We start from the raw sequence: 10,356 nt of genomic DNA, 5'->3' as shown, positions 1-10,356 counted from the left end.
GTGTCCTGGATGGCTGGTGGGCTGAAGGCTATGACGGCGACAATGGCTGGGCCATCGCGCCCCATGACCGGGAGTTGTCGGCCGAGCAACGGGATCGGGTGGAAGCGGAGGATCTTCTCGATCTTCTTGAGGGGGAGGTGATCCCTGATTATTACCGTATTGGTCCCGGTGACTACTCACCGGACTGGGTAGCTCGCTCAAAGCGATCCATGATCAGTGTGCTTCCACGTTTCAATTTGGACATGCTCAAAGATATGGGTCACGCCCAGGGACTGGATCAGCCCAATGCTGGCCTCCAGGCCGGCACAGCCCAGGTTGTTGAAGGTGCCGCTTTCCAGCATCCGGGCCCCACGCCGAATAGGGCGGTCATAGCGCAGGGTCTCGGCTGCGCCAGTGAGGAATTCGAAGGCATCCTCATGGCTGATCCAGGCGGCCAGGTTGGGCTCCAGTTGATCCGTGCGCTGAGGGGCTATATAGACAAAACCCACGCCTTCCGGGCCCATCAGCCACTTGTGACTGCCGCAAGCCAGGTAATCAATGCCCATTCGCTTCACATCCAGGGGCACAATGCCCAGCGCCTGAATGGCGTCCACGAAAAGTTCGCTGCCATGGCGACGGCAGGATTCACCCATCTCCTCCAACGGCATGAGCTGGCCGGTGGTGAATTGCACGGCGCTCACGGCCACCAGGCGGATTCCCTCGGCCAAATGCTGCTCGAACTGTTCCATGGCAGCCACCCGGTCCAGGCGAAAGTCCTCGGCATCCATCCAAACCAGTTCCAGTCCCAGCCGCCGTGCCGCTTGCTGCCATGGGGTTACATTGGTGGGGAACTCCCCCCGGAATACCAATACCCGATCGCCTCTCCGCCAGGGCAGGGAATGGGCAATGGCAAGCACGCCGGCGGAGGTATTCGCCACCAGGCCGATATCTTCACCAGTCGCCCCGATGAGCGAGGCGAATTGCTCACGAACACGCTCCCGTCGCTCCACCTCGGCCGGAAATATCCCCATGCCCTCACGAGCCTGTGCCGACAGCACTTCATTTACTGCTGCCTGTACCGGTTCGCTCAAGGGCGAAACCGACCCATGGTTGGCATAGACATCAAATCGTAGCTCGGGAAAGAGTGCCCGATTACCCAAGGCTGCCCGGGATTCATTCGCATCGTGCATCAATCGACTCCGCCAGGAGGAAGGGGAGGGACTGATCATGCCAGTCTCCCGACCCGAGGCCAAGCCAGGGAGCATCACGAAAGTGGGGAAGATCGGTTTTGTGTTCCCCATAAAAAAAAACGGTACGGCTGTTAGGCCGTACCGCGTGACTCAGATAATGATGCTGCCTGCCTGGCGATCTACCGCCAAGAGGCCTGCATCTACTCGATGACGATTTCCACTCGGCGATTCTGTTGCCGTCCGGCGGCCGAGTTGTTGTCGGCAATGGGTCGATGAAGCCCCATGCCCGAGGTCGAAATTCGATTTGAGGCGATGTTATTTTGCGTCAGATACTGTCTGACCGAGTCGGCACGCTGCTGTGAAAGCCTCTGATTGAGGGCAGTACCGCCGACATTGTCCGTATGACCTTCGATCACGAGACGCTGATCGGGATACTGCCGCATGAAACTCACCAGCTTGTTGAGGGTGTGGTTGGCATCTCCACGGAGCTGAGCGCTGCCCGTATCAAAGAGAACGTCGCCCAGCGTTATGACCATGCCGCGTTCCGTTTCCTTGGCCTCCAGCTCTTCAAGACGTCGTTGCATGTCCGCCTCCGAGCTGCGTGCTCTGGAAGCATCCGACCGCGCCCGGTCGGCTTCACGAGTACGTGCCGTTAGACGTGTATCACTACGGTCTTGGTCGAGCTGGGCACGCTGATCCTCGGCCAGTTTGGCAGCGGCTCTGGCCTTGGCGATCTCTACCCTGTGTTCCGCCATATAAACACGGTGCTCACCCAAGGCTGCCTGGGAATCAGACAATGGCTCCTCGGCGAGTTTGACGGCCTCTTCGGCCTGTCGGATCTCAACCCGGGCCCGACTGCTCAGTTCAGGATCATTCTGCAAGGCGGTGAGGTTGCTTCGGGCGTCCGAGGCGCCGTCCGGGCTCACGGGGCTGCTTGCACATCCGGCAAGGAATAGGACGGATAGGATGATCGCCGCGCAGGTCCGGCCATATGTCGTTGGCTGTGGAATGGAAATATTCATTGCTTGCCTCCTGTGCGTTCCAGTTCTTCACTCAAAGCTTCTGCATCCCGGCGCATTTGACGGTTGACGTCCTCCGCTTTGGCGGCTGAGGTCCTCGCCATGGCCAGTTCCGCGGTGACGCGAGACTGCTGTGCATATTGATCCGCTTCGGTCCGCTTCTCGGATGACATGGCGTTCTCTGCCATTGCCAGCTTTCGATTGGCTTCGTCGAGTTCGGCGCCGGCGTACTGTCGGGCATCCGACTGCTCGGCGCTGGCAATGGCATCCCTGGCCTCGGCCAGCGACGACGGAGGAGCTTCAGGCACTGAGGCGCAGGCGGTGAGAAGCAGTAAAGTTGCCGCCAGAACCGAAACAGTGCTCATGGATTTCCAGAAGCATGGTCCTAGTGTTGTGTGCATTGTCATTCTCCGCGTGGATTGGATCGTAGGGTCCGAAGCGGACCTTCTTCTGATCCAGAAACCAATTCCGAAAGCCAAGCGTAGAAGACCGGGCTTGCGGTGTCGGTGCGGCAGCGTACGTAACTGGGTAAGGGTTATGGAATAAATTGATTCTGGGGATGGTGGGATAGGTGCGCCACCGCACAGACCGCAGCGATCCGAAGTGTTGCCATGATGCGGACAGATATTGGCTTACAAGGAGATCATCATGAATATTAATCTGTTATTGGGAATCGTGCTTCTCGTCGTAGGGGCAGTGCTACTGTATTTCGGTTACACCGCCTCGCAGAGCTTGGGAGAGCAGGTTCATGAAACATTCACGGGTCGGTTTACTGAATCAACGACCTGGTACTTCATATTTGGAATCGCATCAGCCATCGGCGGTTTGGTGCTCGTTACATTCGGTGTGCGGAGCTAGTCGCCATTTGATGGCTGAAAGGAGAAGAAAATGCTCGAGATTATTGTTGTCGCACTGATTGTCCTCTGGCTACTTGGTTTCTTTACCTCAACCACAATGGGTGGCTTGATACATATCCTCCTGGTGATAGCGGTGGTTGTCGTCCTGATCAGGCTGATTCAGGGCCGTCGTATATAGCGGGAATTGTTTTTTCGTCCGTATGAGTGCCCGGCCCGGAAATCATCCATTGGGTGCGCTACCGAACAGACGGGCCGTCTGTGTCATGGTGCGATGGCTATCTTGATTACCTGAATGGGGAATTGGCCATGAATATCAGGCGGTTGCTGGGCTTGGTCTTTCTAGCATGTGCTGGGACGCTCCTGTACTTCGGATACAGTACGACGCAAACCCCTAGTGTGACGATTCACGAAACGCTGGTGAGCCGAGTTTTCGATCCGAATCACTGGTACTTTCTCGCCGGAATTGGCGCAACTATTGCTGGTTTCTTATTGCTCATTTCCCGAAGACGGTCCCGAACGGCCAATAGGCTGGAATTTAGAGCAAAATTTTTGCCTTAGATTCTTGGTGGCCAGGGTTTCTGCAGGGATAAGGACACATTCAAACGCCCATTACGAGTTTATCGAGTTGATAGATGACCGGGGAGCGTAACATTGTGAATCTTCAACGGGATCACCACCCACAAGCGCTGGTATCGAGAGCTGAGCCGGTAACGGTATTGTTTGTGGAGGCCAATATTGATGTGGCGCGGTTGGTTGAGGAGGCTCTGCTAGGTGCCGGAGAAGGTGTTTTCCGTGTTGAATGGGTGACGAACCTTGCGTTAGCACTAGATCGAGTGGCGCAGGGCGATATCGAGGTTGTCCTGGCCGGCATGAGCTTGCCTGACTGCGCTGGTCCCGAAGTATTCAAGCAATTGCGCCTGGCAACCCCCGACTCACTGGTGCTGCCATTGAGTGAGATCGGCACCCATTCAGCACAGATCGATGGCGATGAACTGGAGCCGGATGAGAATGCAATCGATATGGACTGGCTGCCGGGCGCACTGCACTACGTGACGCGTCGAAAAGCGACCGAGGCGGCCTGGCGGGTGGCGGATGAAGCCCTTTTCGAGGAAAAGGAGCGCGCTCGAGTGACGCTGGGGTCCATCGGTGACGCGGTTTTGGTCACCGATATTCAGGGAAAAGTAACTTACCTCAATCAGGTTGCCGAGGAACTGACCGGCTGGCCCAGCTCCAATGCCGTTGGGAAACCGCTGCCCGCCGTGTTCAAGATCACTGATCGAGACAGTGGGAAACGCGCCAGAAACCCGGCTCTGCATGCCATGGCCGAAAATACCAACGTGGGGTTGGCGGCAAATTGCGTCCTACATCGCCTTGATGGCAGTGAAACCGGCATTGAGGATTCAGCGGCACCGGTACATGACCGATATGGTCGGGTTACGGGTGCGGTGATCGTTTTCCGCGATGTCAACCAGTCCCTCTCAATGACGCGAAAGATGGCGTGGCTAGCCGGTCATGATTCACTGACTGGATTGGCGAGTCGGCCACTCTTCGAGGAACGATTCAGACAGGTCATCAGCCTGGCCAACCGTCATGAAAGACAGGCTGCGATGCTGTTTGTCGATCTGGATAATTTCAAGAATATCAATGATCGCCTGGGTCATAGGGTCGGTGATCATGTTCTTAAGGCGGTGGCCGATCGTCTGCTTCACGGGGTCCGTGATACCGATACGGTATGCCGACAAGGGGGAGATGAGTTTCTGATCTTGTTGGCGGATGTGGCAGACGCGTCAGCGGCCGAGCAGGCTGCAAAGAAGCTTCTTAGCTTATTTTTGAACCCGCTGTTGGTTGACGGCCATGAGGTGAAAGTCACCTTAAGTATCGGAATCAGCATGTATCCGGCGAATGGAAAGGAAATGGATGCCTTGATTGAACATGCAGATATCGCCATGTTTCAGGCTAAGACGAGAGAGGAGAATGCTTGCGGCTTCTTTACTGCCAAAGGGGATGGGGAGGTTGGCAATGAGCGTGCCGCCCGGGCGTTTACTACGCCATAATCCGTCTATAGACTGCTCGGTCCGCTTTGTAACAACTGCACGCTGCGGCTTCCAGACCACGCCGATCGAGTATTTCAATATGGCCGCGACAGTAGTCGATCAAGCCCCGTTCCTGCATTTTCCTGGCCGCAGCAGTCACTCCTACGCGACGAACACCGAGCATGCAGGCGAGAAATTGCTGCGTGATATCGAAATCGTCACTCCTGGCCCGGTCCCGAGTCATCAGCAGCCATCGTGCCAGTCGTGCTTCTACGAGGTGGAAGCGGGTACAGGCCGAGGTTTGTGCCAGTTGCTCGATCATTACATGAAGGTAATGCATTACTATCCTGCGTAGCCGCGGATATCGCTCGATCAGGGTTGTGAAAACGGCCACGTCCATGCGCAAGGTGGTTCCGGCGCCCTGAACCAGAGCCCGAGTCGGTGCACTGCCAACCCCCAGTGCCAGGGTGGCGCCAAGCATGCCTTCTGCACCCACCAATCCAGATTCCAGGGCCGGTTTTTCATTCATGATGGTTATCAGGGAGATGAATCCCCGGAGTGGAAAGTACACGTGACTGTAGGTCGCGCCGGATTCCACGAGGGTTTCACCAAACTCCAGAGTCAGCTGATCACACTGTGACAAGATCTCGGCACGCTCGCTTTGCGGTAGTAGTGCAAGCAGCCGATTGCTGGCAACGCGGGCCGTCATTGGGAGGACTCCTGGTGATTGATCGAACCCTGGGAGGCAGGGATGTACGGGAGTCAGGGCATGCACTGTGGCCAGAACAGGCGGCCTGGGTCAGGCCCGTAAGAGAAACTCTGGCATAAGGGAGAGGCAGTGTCGGGGCGGTAGCGTACAAAGTTCAGCGGGATGGTCTTTCCGCCAGGAGTCGATCATATTCACGTTTGACAACACCGTAGCATTCACAGGTGCGCTTCTCCAGACCGGGCCGGTCCAGGAGGGTGATGTGTCCGCGGTGATAAGAGATTAGGCCCGCTTGCTGTAGTCGACCGGCGGCCTCCGTGACCCCTTCACGTCTGACCCCCAACATGTTGGCAATCAGTTCCTGGGTCATGACCAGTTCATTGGAAGGCAGGCGATCTTGACTAAGCAGCAACCAGCGGCAGAGCTGTTGATCCAGGCTGTGATGGCGGTTGCAGACAGCGGTTTGGGCCATCTGGGTCAGCAGGGCCTGGGTGTAGCGCAGAAGGAGGTGTTGCATGGGCCCTCCCCGGTAGAATTCGCTCTTGAGTGCGCGGCCCGGCAATTTATAGGCTTTGCCGGCGGATTGCACCACGGCCTGGTTGGGCGTGGTTTCCCCCCCCATGAAGAGTGAAACGCCGACAATGCCCTCGTGTCCGACGATGGCGATTTCTGCCGAGTCGCCGTCTTCCATGACGCACAGCAGGGAGACGATGGAGTCCACCGGAAAATAGACATGCTGCATTTCAATGTAGGGTTCGCAGAGGGTATCGCCGAGGCGTAGGTCGGCCAGCTCGAGATTCGGTGCTATACGCGCGTATTCATCGGGTGGTAGAGCGGCGAGCAGATGATTCTGACTGGGGTCGGGTTGATTGGACATGGGTATGCGCCCCTCTTGGTGGGCTGTGTTCCCCGGTGAAGCGGGTTTGTTTTCTCATAATGGATGCTATCACGATTCAGGGTGGTATGTACGCTATAGGACATTGGAAAGCGGGCCGCGGGGGCAGGCCGGCCGGGCGTAGGATGCGCTTTAGCGATTGACAGCGAGGGTGATCAAGTCGGCTACTTCATCTCCTACCGTCACGATAAGCGTTGCATCCTGGTGGCTTCTCGCCATGATCAGTGCCCCTTCCAGACTGGCGGTGATCGTGTTGGCGACTCGGCCAGCCCTTTCGAAGCTCAGGCCACCAGCCAAAAGGGCTTCTCGATACATTTCCGTCCACTCATCAATGGCGGCCCGACAGGCAGCAGCCAGTTTTGTGGAAACGTGGGGCGAGTCCAGGATGATAGGGGCGACGGGGCATCCAAAGCCGTAGTCGGAGCGGGTCATTTCCTCGGCCGCTGCCTGAAAAAATGCCTTGACGCCGTCTGCGGGATGGGAGGCCGATGCCAGGCACTCCCTAAGCACCTGGGAAGCTTCTTCGATCCCGCTTTGCATGGCTTCCGCCACTAGCGCTTCCTTGCCGCCCGGAAAATGAAAATAGAGGGATCCCCGGGGGCTGCCGCTTTCCTCAAGGATATCGTTCAGGCTCACTCCGTGCAGTCCACGCAGCTGGATCAGCCGCAAGGTGGTCTGGAGCATTCGCTTTCTGGTTTCGTTACCCATGGTCCTCTTTTTACCATTATTGACAAAATATGACGATCGGTCTATATACTATGATAGTCGGTCTAGTGGCCGATTGCGTTGCCGAGGACCATTCCCGCAGGCGGGTGGCCCGGCAGGGCCAGCACGATTGCTTCTGCTATACGGAGGTCATCATGAATCAGGTGCATTCGATGGAGAGTGGGCCCGGGGTGTCAGTACAGCCCCATCACGAGGACGCCGCCCGTACCTGGAATCTTGGCGGCAGCCATTACGACAATATCAGCTTCGGCGTTTCAGACGCGCTGGCCCATGCGGCCCAGCGACTCAATCCGCGGCCCGGTCAGGAGATTCTTGATGTGGCGACGGGCACAGGCTGGACAGCACGCAATATGGCCCGTGCCGGAGCGAATGTGACCGGCGTGGATATCGCCTCCGAGTTGCTGGAAGCGGCGGAGACGCTGTCGGCGCACCTGCGACCGGCGGTCCGGTTTCGGCAGGCTGACGCCGAACGGCTGCCTTTCGACGATGGCCATTTCGACGGCGTGATCTCCACTTTTGGAGTGATGTTTGCGGCAGATCAGGCGCAGGCCGCACGCGAACTGGCGCGGGTGTGTCGCCGGGGGGGACGTCTGTCACTGGCTGTATGGGCACCGGAGGGCGCGGTCCAGGATTTCTTCGGCGTGATCGGCGCGCATAGCGGTGATCCGGCACCGGAGCCGTCACCACTGGCTTGGGGCGATCCCGACCATGCCCGGGCGCTGCTGGGGCAAGATTTTGAACTCTGGTTTGAACCGGGTGTGAATCACCATTATTTCGACAAGGTGGAAGATGCCTGGCAATGGTATGCCCGCGGCTTCGGCCCGATCCGACAGGTCATGAAGCAGCTGTCCGAAAGCGAGCAGACGGCCTTTAAGCAGGATGTTGACGCCTACCATGGACGCTACGCCACCGAGGCGGGCTTGCATATCGAGCGGGAGTACCTGCTTATTACTGGTCGGCGCAAGTAATCCCGCTGACGCATATTCCATGCGGGGGATACCCCCTCGCATGGTGTTTTCACGCGTCCCGAAGGTCGGCCTTTAGTCCGATGGTGAGGTTGTCCCGCATCAGCTGCTGGGTGAGCCTCAGCGTGATCACTTGGCGGAATTCTTTTGGCACGGTGGCCGACTCACCCTGGAATCCGACTTCCAGTTCAACAAAGTCCTGCAGCCATTCCACGTAGTACTGAGTACCTAGGGTCAGCTTGGTGGCAATCTCCTGTTCGTAACCGACGGGAAAACAGACTTCAGTAAAATAATGTCAAGCGCGGTGATTCGACTTCAGTCGTGGACGTTACGCAGGCCGAGCGCAGGGCCCAATTGCTTCAATGGGACTTTAAGGTAGCTCACGCCATTGTCTTCCGTCGGCGGCAACTGACCGGCTCGCATATCGACTTGCACCGAGGGAATGATCAGTTGAAGATGGGTGGTCTTGATTGAGGTTCCCTTATTCTGATGTTTTGATTATGCCGCCTGAAGTTGTCATGCGCCCTGTCTTAAGCCTGTTTCCGGTTTTGCTGTTGGGCCTGTCCGGATGCGCTGGCTATTCGGAGGTCAGCCCGGCTCCGGAATTCATCGATGCCATGTCACCGGCATTTACGGTCGGGGTGCCGGAGGAAGAGCCATTGCCACCCCTGATCGAAGAGGGCTTGTCCCAGGAGGAATTGGCCAGGATTCAAGTCCATCGCCGGACCCACCGGGCTGTGGTAAGCGTGACTACCTTGAGCGCCTATCGCAGTCGTTGGGCCGGAGCTCAACGACTGATTGTGTCGCTGTACGACGGCAGTCTGTATCCGGCCCAGCTGATAGGTTCAGACCCAGAGATGGATTTGGCTGTGCTGCGATTCGATCCCATGGGATGGCCGTTGACCGTGTTGCCCTTTGCCGACAGTGGGAGGGTCCAGGTAGGTCAGTCGGTTCTGACCTTGGGTAATCCCTTTGGCTTGGAAGGTACCCTGACTGTCGGCGTTGTATCGGTGCTTAATTGGCCGGTGCAACTGCAATCCGGCTATATTATTCGTGACCTGATTCAATCCGATGCGTCCATCAACCCCGGGAACTCCGGTGGTCCTTTGCTCAACTCCCAGGGTCGGCTTATCGGCATCAATTCCATGTTGATTGGGCCCTCGGCCGGTAGTGTGGGGATCAGTCTTTCCATTCCTTCCAATACGGTGCGGCGGATAGCCCGGCAAATTATGCAGGAAGGTCGGGTGGTGCGAGGTTGGATCGATATTGAAGGTCTGGCCTTTGCGCTCGGCGCGTTTGATCTGAGCAGGGAAGCAGGCCGCATCGCGGCCTTGATGACCGGTAGTAGTGACGGCAGGTACCGCTTTAGCCGTCAGTGGCCGGACGGGTTCTCCGGTCGAGTATGTGCCACGCAAGAAAGCCCACTAGCATCGAGACCGTGAATATCAGCGGCTCGTAGAACGCCATCTCGTGGATACTCAATGCCATCGCGCCAATACCCGGTCCCGGGCAATAGCCGGCCAGTCCCCAGCCGATCCCGAACAGGCCCGCGTCGAGCAACAACTGGCAGTTGATGTCCTGGCCCTCCGGCCACTGGAGGCCGGGAGCGAAGACGGGCTTGCCCATTTTGCGGACCAGGTAGAAACCCGGGCAGGGTGACGGCAATGGTGCCGACCATGACGAAGGCCAGGCTGGGGTCCCAGTTTCCGAGGACATCAAGGAAGCCCAGCACCTTGAGTGGGTTGATCATCTGGGAGATTGCCAAACCGAGGCCGAAAAGCGCCATCAGGAGCACGGCAGCGAGGCCGATTAGTACGCCGCCGAGCAAGGCAGAGAAGGATGTGAATTCAGTCATGAGCACTCCGTTTTCCGGCCTTCTGCCAGGTTGTGACATTGCCGCTCAAGGGGGAGATAGGGGCGCGGTTGGCATAGACGGCAAAGTGCAGCTCAGGAAACAGCTCCCGACGCTCCAGCCGCGTCTGGTTG

General features: G+C 57.6%; 14 protein-coding genes. 6 read left to right on the top strand and 8 right to left on the bottom strand.

Translation table 11 applies throughout. The features are described 5' to 3' along the window. Positions 1-197: 197 nt before the first annotated feature. From ACJWXQ_RS00905 to ACJWXQ_RS00895, 3 genes are all read right to left on the bottom strand, one after another. The gene (locus tag ACJWXQ_RS00905; protein ID WP_406671947.1) at positions 198-1,169 is read right to left on the bottom strand and encodes an aminotransferase class V-fold PLP-dependent enzyme; all 972 of its coding nucleotides are present in this window, start codon (positions 1,167-1,169) and stop codon (positions 198-200) included. Between the two features lie 200 nt (positions 1,170-1,369). Further along, positions 1,370-2,095: an OmpA family protein gene (locus tag ACJWXQ_RS00900; RefSeq protein ID WP_346051886.1), complete on the bottom strand. Its 726-nt coding sequence runs from the start codon at positions 2,093-2,095 to the stop codon at positions 1,370-1,372. Between the two features lie 92 nt (positions 2,096-2,187). Further along, entirely contained in the window at positions 2,188-2,553 is a 366-nt protein-coding gene (locus ACJWXQ_RS00895) for a DUF4398 domain-containing protein (protein ID WP_406671946.1), read from the bottom strand. A 283-nt stretch (positions 2,554-2,836) separates the two neighbouring features. Here ACJWXQ_RS00895 and ACJWXQ_RS00890 point away from each other — a divergent pair, with 283 nt between their 5' ends. From ACJWXQ_RS00890 to ACJWXQ_RS00875, 4 genes are all read left to right on the top strand, one after another. Then, positions 2,837-3,046 carry a DUF3185 family protein gene (locus ACJWXQ_RS00890; RefSeq protein WP_346053114.1) on the top strand — a complete coding sequence of 70 codons (210 nt, stop codon included), beginning with the start codon at positions 2,837-2,839 and terminating at the stop codon, positions 3,044-3,046. Between the two features lie 30 nt (positions 3,047-3,076). Further along, complete coding sequence (locus ACJWXQ_RS00885) at positions 3,077-3,223, top strand: lmo0937 family membrane protein (RefSeq protein WP_346053079.1); 147 nt, start codon at positions 3,077-3,079, stop codon at positions 3,221-3,223. A 128-nt stretch (positions 3,224-3,351) separates the two neighbouring features. After that, positions 3,352-3,603: a DUF3185 family protein gene (locus ACJWXQ_RS00880; protein WP_374729219.1), complete on the top strand. Its 252-nt coding sequence runs from the start codon at positions 3,352-3,354 to the stop codon at positions 3,601-3,603. A gap of 95 nt (positions 3,604-3,698) precedes the next feature. Next, positions 3,699-5,099, top strand: coding sequence for a diguanylate cyclase domain-containing protein (locus tag ACJWXQ_RS00875; RefSeq protein ID WP_346053081.1), 1,401 nt, complete (start codon positions 3,699-3,701; stop codon positions 5,097-5,099). Here ACJWXQ_RS00875 and ACJWXQ_RS00870 read toward each other — a convergent pair. From ACJWXQ_RS00870 to ACJWXQ_RS00860, 3 genes are all read right to left on the bottom strand, one after another. Beyond that, on the bottom strand, positions 5,089-5,787 hold the full coding sequence (locus ACJWXQ_RS00870) for a Crp/Fnr family transcriptional regulator (protein WP_406671945.1): 699 nt from the start codon (positions 5,785-5,787) through the stop codon (positions 5,089-5,091). The genes ACJWXQ_RS00875 and ACJWXQ_RS00870 overlap by 11 nt on opposite strands. A 154-nt stretch (positions 5,788-5,941) precedes the next feature. After that, entirely contained in the window at positions 5,942-6,661 is a 720-nt protein-coding gene (locus ACJWXQ_RS00865; protein ID WP_406671944.1) for a Crp/Fnr family transcriptional regulator, read from the bottom strand. A gap of 150 nt (positions 6,662-6,811) precedes the next feature. Then, positions 6,812-7,387 carry a TetR/AcrR family transcriptional regulator gene (locus ACJWXQ_RS00860; RefSeq protein WP_346053087.1) on the bottom strand — a complete coding sequence of 192 codons (576 nt, stop codon included), beginning with the start codon at positions 7,385-7,387 and terminating at the stop codon, positions 6,812-6,814. A gap of 152 nt (positions 7,388-7,539) precedes the next feature. On the opposite strand from ACJWXQ_RS00860, the gene ACJWXQ_RS00855 reads away from it, so the two are divergent. Beyond that, entirely contained in the window at positions 7,540-8,373 is an 834-nt protein-coding gene (locus tag ACJWXQ_RS00855; protein ID WP_406671943.1) for a class I SAM-dependent methyltransferase, read from the top strand. Between the two features lie 49 nt (positions 8,374-8,422). On the opposite strand, the gene ACJWXQ_RS00850 is transcribed toward ACJWXQ_RS00855, so the two are convergent. Next, on the bottom strand, positions 8,423-8,584 hold the full coding sequence (locus ACJWXQ_RS00850; RefSeq protein ID WP_346053091.1) for a hypothetical protein: 162 nt from the start codon (positions 8,582-8,584) through the stop codon (positions 8,423-8,425). A gap of 256 nt (positions 8,585-8,840) precedes the next feature. On the opposite strand from ACJWXQ_RS00850, the gene ACJWXQ_RS00845 reads away from it, so the two are divergent. After that, a complete protein-coding gene (locus ACJWXQ_RS00845) occupies positions 8,841-9,812 on the top strand; it encodes a trypsin-like peptidase domain-containing protein (protein ID WP_346053093.1) in 972 nt (323 codons plus the stop codon). Here ACJWXQ_RS00845 and ACJWXQ_RS00840 read toward each other — a convergent pair. After that, entirely contained in the window at positions 9,736-9,996 is a 261-nt protein-coding gene (locus tag ACJWXQ_RS00840) for a DUF6691 family protein (RefSeq protein ID WP_406671942.1), read from the bottom strand. The genes ACJWXQ_RS00845 and ACJWXQ_RS00840 overlap by 77 nt on opposite strands. Positions 9,997-10,356 lie beyond the last annotated feature (360 nt).

Origin of the sequence: Natronospira sp., assembly GCF_007134575.1 — a bacterium.
Lineage (GTDB): Bacteria > Pseudomonadota > Gammaproteobacteria > Natronospirales > Natronospiraceae > Natronospira > Natronospira elongata.
This window is presented reverse-complemented; position numbering and strand designations above follow the sequence as displayed.

What these genes read in the sequence shown, in the direction of transcription:
- ACJWXQ_RS00905 (WP_406671947.1), bottom strand. Translation starts at nt 1,169, where the DNA reads ATGCACGATGCGAATGAATCCCGGGCAGCCTTGGGTAATCGGGCACTC.
- ACJWXQ_RS00895 (WP_406671946.1), bottom strand. Translation starts at nt 2,553, where the DNA reads ATGAGCACTGTTTCGGTTCTGGCGGCAACTTTACTGCTTCTCACCGCC.
- ACJWXQ_RS00890 (WP_346053114.1), top strand. Translation starts at nt 2,837, where the DNA reads ATGAATATTAATCTGTTATTGGGAATCGTGCTTCTCGTCGTAGGGGCA.
- ACJWXQ_RS00885 (WP_346053079.1), top strand. Translation starts at nt 3,077, where the DNA reads ATGCTCGAGATTATTGTTGTCGCACTGATTGTCCTCTGGCTACTTGGT.
- ACJWXQ_RS00880 (WP_374729219.1), top strand. Translation starts at nt 3,352, where the DNA reads ATGAATATCAGGCGGTTGCTGGGCTTGGTCTTTCTAGCATGTGCTGGG.
- ACJWXQ_RS00870 (WP_406671945.1), bottom strand. Translation starts at nt 5,787, where the DNA reads ATGACGGCCCGCGTTGCCAGCAATCGGCTGCTTGCACTACTACCGCAA.
- ACJWXQ_RS00865 (WP_406671944.1), bottom strand. Translation starts at nt 6,661, where the DNA reads ATGTCCAATCAACCCGACCCCAGTCAGAATCATCTGCTCGCCGCTCTA.
- ACJWXQ_RS00860 (WP_346053087.1), bottom strand. Translation starts at nt 7,387, where the DNA reads ATGGGTAACGAAACCAGAAAGCGAATGCTCCAGACCACCTTGCGGCTG.
- ACJWXQ_RS00855 (WP_406671943.1), top strand. Translation starts at nt 7,540, where the DNA reads ATGAATCAGGTGCATTCGATGGAGAGTGGGCCCGGGGTGTCAGTACAG.
- ACJWXQ_RS00840 (WP_406671942.1), bottom strand. Translation starts at nt 9,996, where the DNA reads ATGGGCAAGCCCGTCTTCGCTCCCGGCCTCCAGTGGCCGGAGGGCCAG.